The sequence below is a fragment of the Martinezella tropici genome (assembly GCF_008370325.1).
Lineage (GTDB): Bacteria > Pseudomonadota > Alphaproteobacteria > Rhizobiales > Rhizobiaceae > Rhizobium > Rhizobium tropici_B.
Window position 1 is genome coordinate 38,447 of sequence record NZ_VNIP01000016.1, and the last position, 19,205, is coordinate 57,651.

Below are 19,205 nucleotides of genomic sequence, written 5' to 3' on the forward strand. Positions count from 1 at the left end.
ACATGGGTCCTTTTTCTTCGGAATCAGTCGCCGACAAGGTGCCTGGTTCACGCATTTAGCTACCGGTCTCTGCTACCTTCATCAAGATACTGCATCTCAAATTCGATTGAGGGCAAGCGGTCGAATGGGAAGCATTTCGCAACGCGTTGGAACCGGTTCATTGCATATACTGCAACATATGAGCGAAATTGCAATCCACGCCAATTTTTGTGGAGCTTTAGGTGCCTTGACAATTTCTGGAGGCGTTGTTACCCATTGACTGGTGAAACGGTTCATTGTCGCTGACAACTCAGGTGGAGCTGAGTCCAGGACCGTCCGGGAGGAGAGAAATGTCTAATTCTAAAAAGCATGAAACCATCGTGATCAACGCGCACCGGCGCGTTGCGCTGAAACTCGGGCTTGTCGGCACCCTAGCGCTTGCCCTGTCCTGCGGCATGTCGCCTGCCTTTGCGGCCAGCAAGCCCAAGGTCGGCCTGATCATGAAATCTCTGTCCAATGAGTTCTTCAAGCAGATGAAGGCCGGCGCCGACAAGTATGCGGCCGAAAACAAGGACAAGTTTGACTTCAAGGCCGTCGGCATGAAGGACGAGCGCGACTTCGCAGCCCAGGTCGATGCTGTCGAGAACTTCGTGACGCAGAAATACGATATCATCGTCGTCGCGCCAGCTGATTCCAAGGCAATGGCAACTCCGCTTGCAAAGGCGGTGAAGGCCGGCGTGAAGGTCATCAACATCGACGTACCACTTGATGCCGACGCCAAGAAGACGGCCGGTATCGATCTCGCCTTTTTCGGCCCCGACAACGCTGCGGGCGCCAAACTTGCGGGCGATGCGCTTGCCAAGGATCTGGGACCCGGCGCGAAGGTCGTGATCCTGGAAGGCAATCCCGAGGCCGACAACGCCAAGGAGCGCAAGGTAGGCTTCATGGATTCCATCAAGGCCGGCAAGCTTCAGCTTCTCGACAGCAAGACCGCGCATTGGGAGACCGAAGAAGCCAACACTGTCATGACGAATTTCCTGACGAAATATAAGGATATTCAAGGCGTCATGGCTGCTAACGACTCCATGGCCCTCGGCGTGGTCAAGGCTCTCGATGCGTCAGGCCAGGCAGGCAAGATTAAAGTCGTCGGCTTCGATAATATCCCGTCTGTCAAGCCGCTGATCAAGGACGGCAAGATGCTTGCGACGGTCGAACAATATGGCGCTGAAATGGCGGCCATGGGCATCAAGTATGGCCTTCGCGAGTACGCCGGCGAAAAATTCACCGGCTGGGTCAAGACGGATGTCACGCTCGTCACCGCCAAGGATCTCAAATAGCCGATGCTATCGATCTTGCGGGCAAGGATGCGTCGGCAAATGCCGACGCATCTATTTCGCGATCAGTCTTCTTGTTGGCCACTCAGGATGAGCGGCAGCGCAATGAAGGTCGCAATCTCCAATTCGAAACAGATGCGCGCGTGAGGTGGACATGCCAGAGACAGCAGACGAGTCCATCCTGAAGCTGGAAGGAATAGGCAAACGCTTTCCGGGTGTTGTGGCGCTGAGGGATGTTTCCATAGAGATCGGCCGCGGCAAGGGTCACGTTCTTCTCGGCGAAAACGGCGCCGGCAAATCGACATTGATCAATCTGCTTGGTGGCGTCTTCAAACCAGACAATGGCCGCATTCTGTTTGACGGCCAAGCCTATAATCCATCCTCTCCGCTGGAAGCGTTCAAGGCGGGCATCCGTGTCATCCACCAGGAACTGCACCCGCTTTCTAATCTCACCGTCGCCGAGAACCTGCTTTTCGAGCATCTACCGCGCCGATACGGCTTGGTAAACTACAAACAAATGAACGTGAGGGCGGCGGAATTGCTGGCTGAAGTCGGCCTTAACGTGGCGCCGACGACACTTGCCGGCAGTCTGAGCGTCGCACAGCTTCAATTGCTCGAGATCGCCAAGGCGCTCTCCAACGAAAGCAAGCTGCTGGTCCTCGATGAGCCGACGGCGACCCTGACCTTCAAGGAAGTTGACCGTCTCTTTGAGATCCTAAGGCGGCTGAAGGCGCGTGGCGTTACCACGCTTTACATATCGCACAGGCTCGAGGAGATCTTCGAGGTGGGCGACGACGTGACCATCCTACGCGACGGACAGCACGTAGTTACGCGGCCGCTCGAAGGGCTCGGTATTCCAAAAATCGTTGAACTCATGGTCGGGCGCGAACTCGCGCATCACGACGCCTTCCGCGGCGACAGCATTATATCCGGCGAGGCGCTTGGCGTTTCCGGCGTGAAGGTGACGCGTAACAGCCCGGAGCTATCATTTTCTGTCGCGAAGGGAGAAATCGTCGGCATTGCCGGGCTTGTTGGCAGCGGTCGCACCGAGGCGGTTCGTGCCATATTCGGGGCCGACGCCAAGGCTGCCGGTGAAATCCGTGTGGACGGCGAAGCAATCGATATCACGTCACCGAAGGATGCGGTCGCCGCTGGACTGTGCCTGGCAACGGAAGACCGCAAGATCCAAGGTCTGATGCTCGACCTTAGTTGCGCCGAGAACACGACCATAACCGACCTCAGCAAAGTGTCCCGCAATGGCTTGATCGTGCGCAAGCTGGAAGAGGGCCTTTCGCATCGCCTAGTGCGCGAACTTAGGATCAAAACACCATCCATCCATCAGGTCGTCAGGACATTTTCGGGTGGTAACCAACAAAAGGTGGTGATCGCCAAATGGCTGTTTCGCGGTCCCAAGGTACTGATCTTCGATGAGCCGACACGCGGCATCGATGTGGGTGCCAAGGCAGAAATCTACGAGCTTCTGTGGAAATTTGCCGCCGAGGGGAAAGGTGTTCTGGTCGTGTCTTCGGACCTGCCCGAACTCATGAGCATTTGCCATCGCATCATCGTCTTTTCGGATGGCAAGATAGCCGGGGAAATTCCTCGGGAGCAATTTGACGAGAGCAGGATCCTCTCACTCGCTTACAAGGAGTACCGTCGTGTCCGGCAACATTGAAAAGACGAACGAGGCGCAAGAGGCAAGCGTCTGGGACAAGATCATCCGGATCTCGATGAAAGAGGCCGGCGTCACCATCGCCCTCGTCCTTATTTTGTTCTTCTTCTCGCTGACTGCGCCCTATTTCGCGACGCCGGAGAACTTCCTGAAGATCTTCGTTCAGATCGCAATTAACACGGTGCTTGCCGCCGGTATGACCTTCGTCATACTCACTGGCGGCATCGATCTTTCCGTCGGATCACTGCTTGCCCTTTGCACGGTCATCGGCGCAACCATCATGATCGACCCGCGGCTTTCCCCCTGGCAGGCGATCGCTCTCGCATCGCTCGCCTCGATGGGCGCAGGCGCGATCCTGGGTGCCATCAACGGATGGATCTGCGAGAAGTGGAAACTTCCATCCTTCATCGTCACGCTCGGCATGCTCAACATCGCAAGCGGCCTGGCGCGCGTCGTCAGCGACAATTCCACCATCACTGGCCTGCCGCAGCCCTTCGTCGATTTCGGCAATCTGATCTTCTGGGGCGTCTTTCCGTCAATCTTTTTGATAGCCATCCTCGTTGTCCTCGTCGGCTGGTTCGTGCTGCGCTACACGGTGTTCGGCCGTTTCGTCTTCGCGATTGGGACGAATGAGGAGGCAGTCCGCCTATCCGGCCATGAACCGAAGAGATACAAGATCGCGGTCTTCACCATTTCCGGACTGACCGCCGGCATTGCGGCCATGGTCTACCTGCTTCGTCTCAATGTGGGCAGCCCGGTTGCGGGCATCGGCTATGAACTGAACGCGATCGCGGCCGTCATCATCGGCGGCACCAGCCTTTCGGGCGGTAAAGGATCGATCGTCGGAACGCTGGTGGGCGCCTGCATTCTGCAAGTACTGTCCACTGGGCTGCAGCTACTCGGCGCCGACGACAACATCAAGCCGATCGTCATCGGCGCCGTCATTGTGCTGGCCGTTATTCTCGATAGCTATCGCGGCCGGCTGATGCGGATATTGGAAAGCCGCTGACGAGCGGCTTCGATGATCCGCCACCGTGCAACCATTGCCCAGGCAGTCTTCTTCTTAATGAAGTTAAGGCGTCAGGGTGCGCGTCAGTTCATCGAAGGAGAGAATTCGGCGCTTGGCCGCCATGAGCAAATCGAGCTCGATCGAAGACGGGCCAAAGCGAATAAAGAGATCCTCTGCCAAGACGTCATCGAGACCGTATTTCCTCTGGAAATCCGCCAGGGAATAGGCAGCGCCCCTTATGGGTCGGCGCCGTTGGAAAGACCGTTGTGTTTCCATATCGGATGATCCTCCTTGTACTGACGAAGCAAATAGACATAGGCGTGGAAAGTTCCCTCGAACGCGAAAAATTGGAAAAGCGCACGCTAAAATTGCGTAAGCGCAGACGCTAAGTTTCTGGAGTTGCATTATTTTTAGCGTCTCCTGCTCCCGGGGAACAATCAGGCTGCCAGTACGGTTCACTCGCACCGAGATCAGCGGATATGTGCTGCGTCGGACTTCTGCTGGGAGGCGGTCATGAGTAACTATAATTTGGACGACAGGAGCGCCGTCGTCGAACCATCAAAACCACGGCTGTTGGAAATCCTTGGACCGGGCCTGGTCACTGGCGCTTCGGACGACGATCCGAGCGGCATTGCCACCTACTCGCAAGCGGGAGCGCAATTCGGCTATCTCGCGAGCTGGACGTTGATCTTCACCTATCCGCTGATGGCGGCCGTGCAGATGATTAGTGCACGCATCGGTCGGACGACGGGCCGGGGTTTGGCGGGCAGCATGGCGCGGTGTTATCCCCGCTGGGTTGGCGTCAGCATCACCGTTCCGCTTCTGCTCGCCAATGTCATCAACCTAGGCGCGGATCTTGGAGCGATGGGCGATGCAGCTCATTTGCTCCTCAATGGCAACTCCTTGATCTATGTCGCGGCCTTCGGCGTGATCTGCGTCCTCCTGCAGGTACTTTTGAAATACAAACGCTACGTTGCGGTCTTGAAGTGGCTGAGCCTCGCGCTGCTCTCCTACATCGCGACGCTATTCGTCGTGCATGTCGATTGGTCGAACTTCACGAGAGGGCTTTTGCTGCCGACATTCAAGGGAGACGCGAACTACTGGTCGATGATCGTCGCGATCTTCGGGACGACGATCAGCCCCTACCTTTTCTTCTGGCAGGCGTCCGAGGAAGCCGAAGACCTGAAGGAGAAGCCCCGTCAGGAACCACTCGTCGAGCATCCTCAGGAAGCGAAAAGAGCGAACATGCGCATCACGCTCGATACGCTGATCGGAATGGCCGCGTCCAACATCGTCGCACTCGCGATCATCACGACTACAGCCGCGACGCTCAACAGTGCGGGTGCGACCAACATCGAAAGCTCGGTCGATGCAGCGAAAGCGATAGAGCCGCTTGCCGGAAGTTTTGCCAAGATCATCTTCGCGACCGGCATCATTGGAACCGGCCTTTTGGCTGTCCCAGTTCTCGCCGGCTCGGCAGCCTATGCGGTCGGCGAGGCGGCACGCTGGAAAGTGGGACTATCGCGCGAGCCGAGCGAAGCCAAGGCATTCTATGTGACGGTGGGGCTCGCGACTGCCGTCGGCATGCTTTTGAACTTTACGCCGATCCCGCCAATGAAGGCCTTGTTCTGGAGTGCCGTCCTCAATGGCATGGTCGCCGTTCCCGTCATGGTGATCTTGATGCTGATCGCGACCAACCGTAAGGTCATGAAGCAGTTTATCATCGGAACGTGGCTGAAGGTCTTCGGCTGGCTGTCATGCGTCGCCATGTTTGTCGCCGTGATCGGGATGGGCGTAACCACCCTTTTGTAGAAATCGTTTGGGAAGCGAACTTCCGACTATTTGTCCTCGTGCAGGAATAAACCGCGTTCTAAAAGAGCTGATCCGAGTGTTGTTCGAAGTCCTTCTGCAGATATCGAAGCATCTCTCTCGGACCGTTTATGACTCTCGTGTAAAAGCCGTCCTTTTGAATGAGGACCGGCAAATGCAGCGCCGCTTTCGACCTGGTGACCGGATGTGGAAATGAGTGCCGTGAACTCTTTCGCCGTGATGATGGATCCCTGTCCGAGTTCGCTCGTCGCTTCTGTGCGACCACGGCAAAGCCTTGCCGGCGTCACCCGATCGCGTAGCGGGATCAGAGGACGCTCGATCTCGTCAATGCGAGGTGCCTTGGCCATGTTTCGGCATAGAGAAACCAGTTGTGGCCGACGCACCTGGTCAAAGCTGCTACAACTGGTCGAGTTCGTCATGGCGCGGCCGGTCGTGTCGGCCGGCATGGTCGCCAACACGCTCGAGATGACACCGCAGGCGGCGCGGCGAGTTGGCTGCGAGCGTCGATTCTGCCACGCGGGCTTGAATATCGCCCGACTATTATCCCTTTATTCCGGCGGAAAGCATGATGGCGCGCGTGATTTGCCGTTGAAAGAGGAGATAAAGAATGGCGACCGGAAGACCCGCCAATACCGCCGCAGCCATGTCTTTGGCGAAACGGACGCCGAAGACGTCCTTCACCTGGGTGATGCCAACGGGAATGGTGATTGTCGCATCCGACGTCGCGACTAGGAAAGGCCATAGGAAATTGTTCCATGCCGCGATAAATGTGGTGATGCCAAGCGCGGTGATAACACCCCAGTTCATTGGCACATAGATCTTCCAAAGCGTTCTTAAGTGACCTGCATTATCGAGCATTGCCGCCTCGCTGAATTCCTTGGGGATCTGATCGAAGAACTGCTTCAGGATGATGATGACCGACGGTACGACCAACTGCGGCAGAACGATGCCGCCCCAGGTGTTGATCAATCCGAACGAGTTCATCAGCACGAAATGGTTGATGATGAGCGCTTCAGTCGGGACCATCACCGAGGCAATCAATGCGCCGTAAATCAGGCGGCGGCCGGGAAACTGGATTTGGCTGAGCGCATAGGCGCAGCAGAGGCTCATCGCAAGCACCATAACCGCGACAATCGCCGATGTCGCGACCGAGTTGATATACCATTGTATGATGCTCGAGCGCTCGATCACGTAGCGATAAGGCTCCAGCGTCGGCGCTTTTGGAAAAAGCCCGGGCGTCCTGCTCACGACCTCGGTGTCCGATTTTAGCGATGTCGCGATGGCCCAGTAAAGCGGAAAAAACCAAATCAGCGCTCCAAGCGCGGTCAGCACAGTCAGTGCGCGGCTGCTCCAGCGCCCGGCAGCGAGGTGTCGGCTTGCCGGCGCAAGGCCTGCTCGCGCATCGCTTCTCCGGTCGCTCATCTTTCGCCTCGCGCCCGCAGGAACTGGTATTGCAGGACCGAGGCAACCAGAATGATGACGAACAGGATAGTAGCGACAGCCGCGCCTTCACCGCCCTTGTTCTGCTTGAAAGCGAGATCGTAGATGACGCTCATGACGACGGATTGAGCGTCAGCTGGCGTGTGGGCGAAATAGCCGAGCAGGTAAGGCTGCGCGAAAATCTTGAACTGCGCGATCAGCTGCAGTGTCAGCACCAGTGCCGTGACGGGCCAGATCAGCGGCCAGGTTATCCTTGAGAACGTGCGCCAGCGGTTGGCATTGTCGAGCGCGGCCGCTTCGTAGATGTCGGGCGAAATGCTGCGCAGGGCAGCCAGGAACAGAAGGATATTGAAGCCGATCGTCCACCAGATCGTGACGACTGCGACGGAAGGCATGAAATAAGTGGGCGAACGCAGCACCGGCAGCGGCCGCCCGCCGGTAAACAGGCCGATGACGTTCTGGATGACGCCGTATTGCATGTTTGCGATCCAGGTCCAGATCTGAGTCACGACGGAAACCGGTAGAATGGAGGGCAGGAAAAAGCACGCGAGGACGAGCATCTGTATGCGCCCGCTCAAACGGTTGATGGCCATGGCGATGAACAGAGCGAGAAACGTGCCGGGAGCGACGGTCAGAACAATAAAATACAGCGTATTCACAAGCGCCTTTTGCAACTGAGGTGAGGCAAGCTGGCGCGTGTAATTGTCGAGCCCCACCCATTCGCCAGGGCCGATCAGCGGCGCATTGGTCAGGCTCATCGCCACCATGCGAAAAGTCGGATAGGCAAAGATGAGCACAAAGGTGATGACGGCCGGCGCAACCAGCAACGCCGCAATCACATTGTCCTGCTTCCTATTGCTGACTGCCGCCATAGTCGCCTGCCTTGGGTTACTCAACCCCAGGGGGCGTAAGGCCCCTGGGGATCGTTGACGGAAAACTCACTGAGAGTTCATGTGGTCACGAAACTTCTCAAGTGTTTCCTTCACATCGCCTTCGCCGTTCAGCGGCCCGGACACCATGTTCTGCCAGTCGTCATCGAACTTGGACGCGGCACCGGTGAGCGGCGTCTTCGGCATGTAGAACGCATTGAGCGCCATGGCGGCGTAATCCGACTGCGGTTTGAGCGCCTTGTAGGCAGCGGATGTGCTGACCGGCAAATAGGCCGGAATATGACCGGCGGCGGCCCATTCCAGCGAGTTCACGTTCATCCACCGGATGACTTCGAGAACCGCGGCGCGCTTTTCCGGCGTCATGGTGACACCGACATTGTTGGGAACTACGAAGGAGTGCGAGTCCGCCCAATTGGCGGGCTTGCCCATCCAGGCCGGTATATTGATCATGCCGTAATCGAAACCATTGCCCTTGGCGACCTCGGTTTCCATGGTCGGCAGCTCCCAGTTTCCGTTCAGGAAAAAGGCGGATTGACCGGCGAGGAAAGTCGGCGTGATGGTTTCGGAGTCGATATAGGGCTGAGCCCAACCTTGCTTCACCCAATCGGCTACTTCGTTATAGGCCTTTTCCATCTTATCGAGATTGTCGCCCTGCAGGAACTTGCCATTGTCTGTTAGCGTACCTCCCAACTGGCCGAACAGCGTATAAATGTCGCGCAAATCGCCGGTTGACGAGGCGATGACGACACCATTTTTGCCTGCCTCCTTGGCCTTGGCCAAGAGCGCGCGCCAGCCCTCCAGCGTGCCGATGCCGGTGGGTTTTCCGTCGTTGCCGAGTGCCCCCAAGTCCTTCAGCACAGTCTTGTTGTAATAGAGCACCTCGCCGTGCACGTCGAAAGGAACGGCGTAACGTAAATTGTCGACCGTCGAGGCGGCGATTGAGTTCGGCGGATAGTCGCTGTCCTTCAGGCCGACGGCCTCGAGCTCCTTCGGATCGATCGGCGCGACCGTCTTGGCCGAAACCGCGGCAGCCAGCCGCGACAGGTGATAGGTCGCGATATCCGGTCCTTGGCCGACAGCAGCAGATGTCTGCAGTTTGGTATAATAGGGAATGCCCCATTCGAGCGTGGTGCCCGTGATCTTAATCTTGTCCTTATGCTCGTCATTGAAGCGCTGAATCAGTGCCTTCATTCGCACGCCGTCGCCTCCGGACAAAAAGTCCCACCAGACGACATTCTCGACTGCGAATGCCGGAAAGGCAGTCATGAGGGCTAGCGCCGCGATCGATGTTCTCAACAGATTACGCATTTCTCTCCTCCAGGCTGTTCTATTTTCCTCCCAAGCAACCCTTCAAGGGTAGCCTTAAGTCCTGCCTCGCCGCCAACGAGCCGCGAAATACTCGTAGCCCCTTGCATCAAACGGGCACCCTGTCGTTTCGCCGGCGGCAAACGCATTTCCGGGGCTGCCACATGTTCGTCTGAAACGTCGATGCCGATTGACCTTCTGCGTCTCCTCTCGCTGACGGTGCGGTGGTTCGGTTCTGCCACCGGCCTATCCGGCAGCCGCCGTTTCGATGATGCAATCAAGCAAGGTTGCCGCAACTGGATCGGCACCGGCGGGTTCGCGCATCAGACCGAAGGTGGTGGCTACAATGCGACCGGTACCCACCCGTCGTTCGGCAATTGTGGCACAGGGCTTGTGAATCCAGCCCACCATCGTGCCGGCATGGACCAGTCCGTCGAAATGGATCGGACGAAAGCCAGTAAGGACGCGGTTGGGGTTCACGCCGACGAAGGAAAGGTCTGTCAGCGGGCCGCCTGGCAGGCGCTCGAAGGCCCCTGAACGCTTCACCCAGCTAAAACCCGTAACCCAATTGCCTTTCCAGATGGTGCCGTTGCGTTCGGTGACACGCATCTGCGGCATGGACTGCCCGCGATCGCCGCCAGTCGGATAATTCCAGTTTGGCTGGTCATTGCGCAGATTGCCGAAGGGAAGGGTTGCCGCATCGGCCAGCGATACATAATGGGCACCATGCTCCATGGCATCGATATCGGTCTGACTGAGGGAGGATGCAACCCGCACCTCCGCCTTTGCGGCATCGGCAAGCTCGTAACCAAGCGCGCTCAGATATTGCGCGATCTCGGGCTCCGCCGAGAATACCGAGAATGTAGGCTTCGGGCGACGACCATAGACGCTGATGTCGAGGCTGTTGCGCGCGATCTCCCTGTCGTCGGCAGTGAGCGTGAAGTGGATGCTGATCTGTTCGCCGGCCATATCCATCGTGAAGGGCAGGGAAAGTGCTGGCAAACGATGCACCGACGTTGCGTTCAGCGCGGGGATCGCGGTCTTTCCGGCATCCGCACCATTGACGCTCCAGCGCAGTTCGGTCGGTGGGAGCGCCTTGCCGCCGGTCGAGATTTCGAGTTCGATGCTCGCCGCATCGCCTGCCCACACCGCGTAATGTTGCATGCGCGGTACGATGACAACATCGGTATTAATCTCATGGAAGCGGTTGTGATAGACACGCGTATTGCGCTCCATGTCCATCAGTCCGTTGGCTTCCCAATGCAAGTCGGTCAGCTCGGTGATGACGTAACCTTGGATCGAGGAATGGCGGCGCATTTCCTCGATCTCGAACTTGAGCGCATTGAATTGATGCCATTGCGCGTCGTCGATGAAGGAGCCGAAGGACGGAAAAACCTTGTCGAACTGATAGGTGCGGAAGCGCTGCTCGACGCCATGCGGATAGGTCGCGCCGTCACTATCCCATTCCAGGCCGTTGATGAACCAGAACGGCTCCTTTCCATCCTGCTTGAGCTTGTCTGGATGGGGCAAACCCCAAACCCCGAACTCGGAGACGACGAGCGGCTCGTCGCCGCGCCGTTTCGCATCACCGTTCGGCGAATAGGACCAGCTCGGCCTTCCGGCGAAGACTGAAACCCAATCGGCCCATTCGCGCGCCATTTCCGGAACGGAGGCGTAATAATGGTAGTCGTCGATGTCGGAAACAACATGGAAGTTGGGAATGCAGGCGGAATTGTCCACGACCAGCCGAGTCGGGTCCTTCTCTTTCAGCCAGTGATAGGCGTTGTCCAACCAGGATCGCTGATCGGCGCTTTCGACAAGGCGCGTCCCCCAGTCCTCGTTGATGATGGTCCAGATCACGATGGAGGGATGATTGCCGTCGCGGCGCAGGATTCCTTCCATTGTATCGAGCAGGCGCTTCGCCGATTTCTCGGTGAAGGTCTGAATGTTGGGGATCTCCGTCCAGACCAGCAGACCAAACTGGTCTGCCACATCGTAGTAGCGTGGATCGGGCACCTTGATGTGGCAGCGCAGGAGGTTAAGGCCGAGCTCCTTCGACTTGCGCGCCTGATCTTCCAGGAACTCGATCGATGGTGGCGTGTAGATGCCCTCGGGATAATAATCCTGATCCAGCGCGCCACGCATGTAGAAGGGCCGCCCGTTCAGGAAGAACTTGCCACCCTTCGTTTCGAAGGTGCGAAAGCCGAAATTCTGCTCGGCTGCGTCAATTACGACACCGCCCTCGGACAACTCCGCGACGGCGCGATAGAGCGCGGGATCATCGAGCGACCACGCCTCCGCCTTCGCGACGTTGAGGGCAGCAGAGGCTTGTGTTTCGCCATTGAGTGCGAGCTCGGTGGCCGATGCGATCGTGCCGTTGCGGTCGAGAAGCGTGATCGTCAACGCGCCGGTAAAGGCTGATGCCAGCTCGACATCAACGATGACGTCACCCGTGGCGAGATCGGCGCGAATGGCCTGGTGGTTGATATGCGCCTTACAGCGGCATTCGAGCCAGACCGACTGCCAGATGCCGCCCAGCATGCCGTACCAGCTCTGCTTTCCGTGCGGGATCTCGTCAAATGGGAAGTCGGGAAAAGCCTGCGCATCGGCACTCGGCAACGTAACCTTTACCTCAAGGCGCATTTCGCCATCAAGTAGATCGCCGGGAATGACAAATTCGAACGGCAAATAGCCGCCTTCGTGGGAACCGAGAGCATGGCCGTTGACCGAGACTTCGGCAAAATAATTCACGGCCCCGAAATGCAGGATGACCTGACGATCCCGCCACTCCTTCGGCACCGTGAGGGCGCGTGAATAAATTGCTACGCCAGCTTCGGCTCGCAGATCCGGAAAATGCGCCTGCCAAGGTGCGGGTACGGCAATCGTTATCGGCGTTTGTCCTTCCAGATGAAAGTCCCAGGTTCCATCGAGAGACAGGCGCGCACGCGGCCCGGAATGAGTGCCGGCGAAACGGCGGGAGGCGATGGTCATAGCCGCGAGCTTTCCGGTTGGATTAAGTCACAAAATAAGTTACAGATAAGTTTCGTAACTTATATATTTAACTTCCGCAAGAGCCGCAGCTTCACATCGTCCGTCAGATTTTCTAACGTGCATGGAGCTGCGCTGAGTCCGAGAAAGAAACTGAGTGAACGACAAAACGACGAAACGACCGACCATGTCCGATATCGCCTCGCGGGTCGGCGTTTCGCATGCGACGGTTTCATTGGTGCTGAACGAGGTGCCCGGCAGGCGGGTTTCGGAGAAGGTACGTGAGCGTGTTCTGGCGGTTGCCGAGGAACTTGGCTATCAGAAGACCGCGCCAGCCAATGACCCCATCGGCGGGATTATTGTTCTCCTGATCGACGATCTCATGGCTTCTCAGCATGCGGCTCCACTGATCGAAGGCGTTCGCAGCGCGGCGGAAGAACAGGGCATGGCGGCACTCACAGTCGTTACCGGCGGACAAGTCGAATTCGCTGAGTCGATTCTCGATTATCTGGGGCGGCGCCAAATTGTCGGCGTGATCTATGCCACGCTCATCACCCAGCTGGCGCCAGTGCTGCCCACCAAGCTTAGTAGCTATCCGGCCGTCCTTTTGAATTGTCACCAGCAGCGAGCCGAATTCTCGTCCATCATTCCGGGTGATCACGCTGGCGGCTTTGCGGCGACGGAAGTGCTGATCAAAGCAGGACATCGCCGCATAGGCATGATCGACGCAGGCAGGCAGCGGCTTGAAGCCGCCCGGGATCGCCTAAGCGGCTATCGCCAGGCACTGACGACTTACGATATCGCCGTCGATCCTGAGTTGATCCTCTCCGAAGCCTGGTCGCTCGATCTCGGTCGGGAGAAGATGCTTCAACTGCTCGACCTGCCGTCGCCGCCGACAGCGGTGTTTTGCTTTTCTGACCGTGTCGCTATGGGTGCCTATGACGCAATCAGGATGCGCGGCCTGAAAATCCCCGACGATATTTCCGTCGTCGGGTTCGACGATGAAAGCCTTGCCCGAAAAATCCTGCCCCCGCTCACGACGTTGAAGCTGCCGCACATGGACATGGGGCGATGGGCGGTGACTGAACTCTTGGAAAAGGTAGTGCAGCCGAAGAAGTCGCCAGTGCGCCTAAAGATGGAATGCCAATTGGTTATACGCGATTCCATCGGCCCACCGCCTTGAGGTAATATGAAGCGATACTGCGGAGCTAACAATTCGGGCTCCGTGTCCTCGGTTGCAGCAACGAAATTGTCTTGACGGACTTCCTCAACGACCTTTAATTAACTGATCTACTGGACCAACCAGTGGACCGGGGGGCGCGATGGACGAAAGTCCGATCTTGACCGAGGTACCGAATATCGCGCGGAGCCTCGCCCGCCGAACGGCGCGTGATGTCATCGCCGAGAAGCTGATGGTCCTGATCGCCACCAACATGCTACGGCCGGGCGACGAGCTACCGGGCGAGCGCGAATTGGCCAACGTTCTTCATGTCAGCCGCGAGACGGTGCGTGGCGCTATTCAGGCGCTCGCCGCGCAGGGCATTATCGAGGTTTCGCATGGCAGCCGCAGTCGCGTCTGTGAGGTCGACCTCAGCCACACTACCGTGACGATCGCCTCTTCCAATGCAATTGACGGCTACGATCTGGAATCGGTCCACGCTGCACGTCTTCATATCGAACTCAAGGTTGTCGGCGACTCCGCCGAGCGCATCGATGACATCACCCTGGCAAAGCTGCAAGCCCTGTTGGAGGCTCAGCGTCTCGGGGGCAACGACGCGATGCGTTTCCTGATCTGCGACCGCGAATTCCACGTGGCCATCTATCGGGCCTGCGGAAACCCGCTGCTTGCTGCCTTCGTCACCGATTTATACACCTACATGATGAATTATCGCCGCTACGTCATGGCCAAGCCGGGTGCCATCGAGGCGAGCTACAGCGATCATCTAGCGATCTTTGAAGCGCTCGCTCGCCATGACCGAGACGCCGTCGTTGCGGCGTTCGAGCATCATCTGACACGTATTTACGAAACGACCAAGGTTCAACTGGCCAGCGGCAATCCGGTCTGATCTGACCAGCATGAGGAGATCTGCCTGATATGCACGTGGGGGAGACAAAGATGCCGTTCGTCGGCAGGGTATAGGACGTCGAAATCGGATTGATGCGTTCTGGCGGTTAGTGTTCCGGAGGAGGGATGACCGCAAGTCAAGGAAGTGAAAGGTTCTGGGAGGACTTTTATGGCAGGTGTCGAGTTCGTCGATGTCAGGAAATCATTCGGGGCGTTCCCGGTTATCAAAGGTGTGAACATCGAGATTGCGGACGGCGAGTTCGTAATCCTGGTCGGACCGTCTGGGTGCGGAAAATCCACGCTTCTGAGAATGCTTGCCGGGCTCGAAAATATTTCCGCGGGCGAGATCCGTATCGGTAATCGCGCCGTCAACGGCGTCGCGCCGGGCGATCGCGACATAGCCATGGTGTTTCAGAACTATGCGCTCTACCCGCATATGTCGGTGGCACAGAACATGGCTTTCTCGCTGATGCTCAAACGCGCGCCGAAAGCCGACATGGATCTGCGTGTCAAGAAGGCCGCGGAAATCCTGGGCCTTACCAAGCTTCTCGACCGCTATCCCCGCCAGCTTTCCGGCGGCCAGCGCCAGCGTGTCGCCATGGGCCGGGCGATCGTGCGCGATCCACAGGTCTTCCTGTTTGACGAACCGCTTTCCAATCTCGATGCCAAGCTCCGGGTCGCCATGCGCGCGGAGATCAAGGAGCTTCATCAACGTCTCGGTACCACGACCGTCTACGTCACGCATGATCAGATTGAAGCCATGACGATGGCCGACAAGATCGTCGTCATGCATGACGGCGTCGTCGAGCAGGTAGGAAAGCCGCTGGAGCTCTACGACACACCTGCCAATCTTTTCGTCGCGGGCTTCATTGGTTCGCCGGCAATGAACATGATCAAAGGTCGCCTCGATGTGGAGAATGGCAGCCGGTTCATCGCATCGGATGGAACGGTGCTGCCGGTTGTAAATCCGCCCGCTGGCGCAAAGGGTCGGGATCTCGTCTATGGGCTGCGCCCGGAATACATCGCGCTCGATGCCGACGGTCTGCCGGCGGAAATCATCGTGATCGAGCCGACCGGGTATGAAACGCAGATGACGGTTCGGTTTGGCGGCAGCGACGTCAACTGCATCTTTCGGGAAAGGATCAATGCCCGACCCGGCGAAACGCTGCGCATTTCCATCGATGCGCCGCATGTCCATCTCTTCGACGCTGAAAGCGGGCAGAGATTGACGATCTGATATCGCTTCGGTGGGAAGCGGGAAGAGGAGGAGTCTCCCTGCTCGCCCGCCGATGCGGAAGCATTCGGCCGGTTCGGATGCGATGGTCGTCGTTCACCAAACGGGAAGGTGGGCGCCGGGGGAATTTGCTCCCGTTTTCAAAGGAGGAGTATCATGACTTTCAAGAGACGTGACTTTCTTGCCGCATCCGCGGCAGCGGCCGGCATCGCAGGCCTCGCGCCGCTCGGCATACGCCCATCTTTCGCCCAAGCCGAACCCGGCTACACGCCCGAAAAGGGCGCAAGTCTCAGGCTTCTTCGCTGGACACCCTTCGTCAAGGGAGACGAGGATGCCTGGCTTGCCAATACCAAGAAGTTCACGGAGGCGACGGGTGTCGAGGTTCGTGTCGACAAGGAAAGCTGGGAAGATATCCGACCGAAGGCTGCCGTCGCCGCCAACGTCGGTTCCGGTCCCGACATGGTGATGTGCTGGTTCGACGATGCTCACCAGTATCCTGACAAACTCGTCGACCTGACCGAACTCGGCAACTACCTCGGCAACAAATACGGCGGCTGGTATGATGGCGTGCGTGGTTATGCAACCCGCGGCGACAAGTTCATCGCCATGCCGCTGACGGCGATCGGCAACGCCGTCGTTTATCGCGATAGTCATGTAAAGGCGGCCGGCTTCAGCGAGTTCCCCAAGGATACCGCCGGGTTCTTGGAGCTTTGCAAGGCCATGAAGGCGAAAGGTACGCCCGCCGGCTTCCCGCATGGCAAGGCCGTCGGCGACGGCAACAATTACGCCCACTGGCTGCTTTGGAGCCATGGTGGCAAGATGGTGGACGAAAGCGGCAAGGTGACCATCAATAGCCCTGAGACGCTGGCAGCCATCCACTATGCGATGGATCTTTATGCGACCTTCATCCCCGGTACGGAAAGCTGGCAGGACATCAACAACAACCGGGCCTTCCTTGCCGGGCAGGTATCGCTGATCGCCAACGGCGTTTCGGTCTATTATGCAGCTAAGAAAGATCCGAAGCTCGCCGAAATAGCGGCCGATATCAGAACCACAAACTTCCCGATCGGCCCGGTCGGCAAGAGCGTCGAGCTGCACCAGACGAGTTCGCTGGTTCTTTTCAGCCATACCAAATATCCGGAAGCAGCCAAGGCCTATATCAAGTTCATGATGGAAGGCGACCAGATGAACGCCTGGATTCAAGGGTCCAGCGCCTATTGTTGCCAACCCCTGAAGGCCTTTGCCAACAATCCTGTCTGGACCGCCGATCCGGTCCACGCACCCTATGCCCGCGCCTCGGAAACGCTGCGCCCAAACGGCTATGCCGGTCCACTGGGCTATGCCTCGGCAGGCGTGATGGCCGATTACGTGCTCGTCGACATGTTCGCCGCCGCTGTGACCGGCCAGATGACGCCAGAGGATGCGATGAAAGAGGCTGAGCGCCGAGCAAACCGCTACTACAAGGTTTGATCCCCCGCGAAGATCTGCAGCATGCCGGTAACGGCATGCTGCGACCGTCCATCAGGAGATAATACCATGTCGACCGTGACATCAGGCGATACGACTCGCGGCCCGATCAGATCGCTCATGCAGAACAATAATATGCTCGGCTTCCTCTTCATGTTGCCGGCGGCCATCTTTCTGGTTTGTTTTCTCACCTATCCGCTGGGGCTCGGGGTCTGGCTCGGTTTCACCGACACGCGGATCGGGCGTGCTGGGAGTTTCATCGGACTGGAGAATTATCAATTCCTGGCCCATGACTCCGTCTTCTGGTTGACGGTCTTCAATACCTTGCTCTACACGTTCGTTGCCTCCGTCCTGAAATTCGTGCTCGGCCTTTGGTTGGCACTACTCCTCAACCAGCACCTGCCATTCAAGTCGTTCTTCCGTGCAATCGTGCTTCTGCCCTGGGTCGTGCCGACGGTGCTTTCGGGATTGGCATTCTGGTGGATCTACGATTCCCAATTTTCCATCATCTCGTGGTCGCTGATGAAGATGGGCCTGATCCATGGCCCGATCAATTTCCTCGGCGATCCGACCAATGCGCGCATCTCGGTCATCATCGCCAATGTCTGGCGCGGCATTCCCTTCGTCGCGATTTCCCTGCTTGCCGGTCTGCAGACCATTCCTGCTTCGCTTCAGGAGGCGGCATCCCTGGATGGAGCCACCGGTTGGCAGCGCTTCCGTTACGTAACACTACCAATGTTGACGCCGATCATCGCCGTGGTGATGACGTTCTCCGTGCTGTTCACCTTTACGGATTTTCAGCTCATCTATGTGCTAACCAAGGGCGGACCGGTCAATGCGACACATCTGATGGCGACGCTTTCCTTTCAGCGCGGCATCCCCGGAGGGCAGCTCGGCGAGGGGGCCGCAATCGCGGTTGCCATGATTCCCTTCCTGCTTGCCGCCATCATGTTCAGCTTCTTCGGTCTGCAGCGCCGCAAATGGCAGCAGGGCGGACAGGACTGAGATTGGGAGAACCTCGTGAACACCAAAGCTAACACCGCCAATCCGGTACTCACTGATAATGTCGAGGGCATGGGCTATCTCAACCGCCTGCCTCGGCGCATCGTCATGCTTTATCTGCCGATGGCAGTCTTCGTCTTCGTGCTTCTGTTTCCCTTCTATTGGATGGCGATAACGGCCATCAAGCCGAATGCACAGTTGACCGACTACAATAACTACAGCCCCTTCTGGGTGGTGGAGCCGACGCTCGATCACATCAAGTACCTGTTCTTCGAAACCTCCTATCCCGGCTGGCTCTGGAACACGATACTGGTGGCCGTGGGATCGACTGCTTTATCACTGCTGGCGTCGATTTTTGGCGCCTACGCAATCGAACGCGTGCGCTTTACAGGCTCGCGTCCCATCGGGTTGCTGATCTTCCTGGCCTACCTCGTTCCGCCCTCGATCCTGTTTATTCCGTTGGCCTTCATTGTCTTCAAGCTTGGAATTTACGATTCAAGGCTGGCGCTCATCTTCACCTATCCAACCTTCCTCATTCCGTTCTGCACTTGGTTGTTGATGGGCTATTTCAGGTCGATACCCTTCGAGCTGGAAGAAAGCGCGCTGGTCGATGGCGCCAGCCGCTGGCAAATCCTTGTCAAGATTATCCTCCCGCTGGCGGTGCCGGGCCTGATATCGGCCGGCATCTTCGCCTTTACTCTTTCCTGGAACGAATTCATCTACGCGCTTACCTTCATTCAATCGTCGGAAAACAAAACAATCCCAGTTGGTGTTCTGACGGAGTTGGTTCGCGGCGATGTCTTCGAGTGGGGGTCGCTGATGGCTGGCGCTCTATTCGGTTCATTGCCGGTCGTCATTCTCTACTCCTTTTTCGTCGATTACTACGTTTCGTCGATGACTGGTGCGGTGAAAGAATGATGAATGCTACGGCGGATCGTTAGGCAGCAGTTCGCTCCCCGGCGTTCCAACATTCAGAGTATTCGGTCAAGG

The 19,205-nt window shown here is 57.6% G+C and carries 15 protein-coding genes and 1 pseudogene; 11 read left to right on the forward strand and 5 right to left on the reverse strand.

Annotated features, from left to right (window positions below; genetic code table 11):
• Positions 1–329: 329 nt before the first annotated feature.
• The 3 genes from FP026_RS27525 (at position 330) to FP026_RS27535 (ending at position 3,994) form a co-directional block, all read left to right on the forward strand.
• A complete protein-coding gene (locus tag FP026_RS27525; protein ID WP_149637744.1) occupies positions 330–1,316 on the forward strand; it encodes a sugar ABC transporter substrate-binding protein in 987 nt (328 codons plus the stop codon).
• A 151-nt stretch (positions 1,317–1,467) separates the two neighbouring features.
• Positions 1,468–2,988, forward strand: a complete 1,521-nt coding sequence (locus FP026_RS27530) for a sugar ABC transporter ATP-binding protein (RefSeq protein ID WP_149637745.1) — start codon at positions 1,468–1,470, stop codon at positions 2,986–2,988.
• Complete coding sequence (locus FP026_RS27535) at positions 2,972–3,994, forward strand: ABC transporter permease (RefSeq protein ID WP_149637746.1); 1,023 nt, start codon at positions 2,972–2,974, stop codon at positions 3,992–3,994. The genes FP026_RS27530 and FP026_RS27535 overlap by 17 nt, the downstream gene beginning before the upstream one ends.
• Before the next feature lie 63 nt (positions 3,995–4,057).
• Here the strand turns inward: FP026_RS27535 and FP026_RS30670 are convergent, their stop codons facing one another.
• The gene (locus FP026_RS30670) at positions 4,058–4,270 is read right to left on the reverse strand and encodes a hypothetical protein (RefSeq protein ID WP_149637747.1); all 213 of its coding nucleotides are present in this window, start codon (positions 4,268–4,270) and stop codon (positions 4,058–4,060) included.
• Between the two features lie 237 nt (positions 4,271–4,507).
• Here FP026_RS30670 and FP026_RS27545 point away from each other — a divergent pair, with 237 nt between their 5' ends.
• Both FP026_RS27545 and FP026_RS30675 read left to right on the forward strand, forming a co-directional pair.
• Positions 4,508–5,806 carry an Nramp family divalent metal transporter gene (locus FP026_RS27545; protein ID WP_149637748.1) on the forward strand — a complete coding sequence of 433 codons (1,299 nt, stop codon included), beginning with the start codon at positions 4,508–4,510 and terminating at the stop codon, positions 5,804–5,806.
• Between the two features lie 390 nt (positions 5,807–6,196).
• A pseudogene (locus tag FP026_RS30675) lies at positions 6,197–6,325 on the forward strand (helix-turn-helix domain-containing protein); the annotation flags it as partial.
• 39 nt (positions 6,326–6,364) lie between these two features.
• On the opposite strand, the gene FP026_RS27555 reads toward FP026_RS30675, so the two are convergent.
• The 4 genes from FP026_RS27555 to FP026_RS27570 all read right to left on the reverse strand — a co-directional run bounded on the left by FP026_RS27555 (position 6,365) and on the right by FP026_RS27570 (position 12,450).
• A complete protein-coding gene (locus FP026_RS27555; protein ID WP_246665471.1) occupies positions 6,365–7,246 on the reverse strand; it encodes a carbohydrate ABC transporter permease in 882 nt (293 codons plus the stop codon).
• Positions 7,243–8,136: a carbohydrate ABC transporter permease gene (locus FP026_RS27560; RefSeq protein WP_149637749.1), complete on the reverse strand. Its 894-nt coding sequence runs from the start codon at positions 8,134–8,136 to the stop codon at positions 7,243–7,245. Before FP026_RS27560 ends, FP026_RS27555 begins: the two co-directional genes overlap by 4 nt.
• Positions 8,137–8,202: 66 nt before the next feature.
• Positions 8,203–9,462 carry a hypothetical protein gene (locus tag FP026_RS27565; protein ID WP_149637750.1) on the reverse strand — a complete coding sequence of 420 codons (1,260 nt, stop codon included), beginning with the start codon at positions 9,460–9,462 and terminating at the stop codon, positions 8,203–8,205.
• A 243-nt stretch (positions 9,463–9,705) separates the two neighbouring features.
• Positions 9,706–12,450, reverse strand: a complete 2,745-nt coding sequence (locus FP026_RS27570) for a glycoside hydrolase family 2 protein (RefSeq protein WP_149637751.1) — start codon at positions 12,448–12,450, stop codon at positions 9,706–9,708.
• Positions 12,451–12,634: 184 nt separating this feature from the next.
• Here FP026_RS27570 and FP026_RS27575 point away from each other — a divergent pair, with 184 nt between their 5' ends.
• From FP026_RS27575 to FP026_RS27600, 6 genes are all read left to right on the forward strand, one after another.
• A complete protein-coding gene (locus FP026_RS27575) occupies positions 12,635–13,630 on the forward strand; it encodes a LacI family DNA-binding transcriptional regulator (RefSeq protein WP_149637802.1) in 996 nt (331 codons plus the stop codon).
• A gap of 139 nt (positions 13,631–13,769) precedes the next feature.
• Entirely contained in the window at positions 13,770–14,513 is a 744-nt protein-coding gene (locus FP026_RS27580) for a FadR/GntR family transcriptional regulator (RefSeq protein WP_149637752.1), read from the forward strand.
• A gap of 168 nt (positions 14,514–14,681) precedes the next feature.
• On the forward strand, positions 14,682–15,749 hold the full coding sequence (locus tag FP026_RS27585) for an ABC transporter ATP-binding protein (RefSeq protein WP_149637753.1): 1,068 nt from the start codon (positions 14,682–14,684) through the stop codon (positions 15,747–15,749).
• A gap of 153 nt (positions 15,750–15,902) precedes the next feature.
• Positions 15,903–17,216, forward strand: a complete 1,314-nt coding sequence (locus FP026_RS27590) for an ABC transporter substrate-binding protein (protein ID WP_149637754.1) — start codon at positions 15,903–15,905, stop codon at positions 17,214–17,216.
• A 66-nt stretch (positions 17,217–17,282) separates the two neighbouring features.
• Positions 17,283–18,218, forward strand: coding sequence for a carbohydrate ABC transporter permease (locus tag FP026_RS27595; protein WP_149637755.1), 936 nt, complete (start codon positions 17,283–17,285; stop codon positions 18,216–18,218).
• 69 nt (positions 18,219–18,287) lie between these two features.
• Entirely contained in the window at positions 18,288–19,133 is an 846-nt protein-coding gene (locus FP026_RS27600; RefSeq protein WP_432444161.1) for a carbohydrate ABC transporter permease, read from the forward strand.
• Positions 19,134–19,205: the final 72 nt, after the last annotated feature.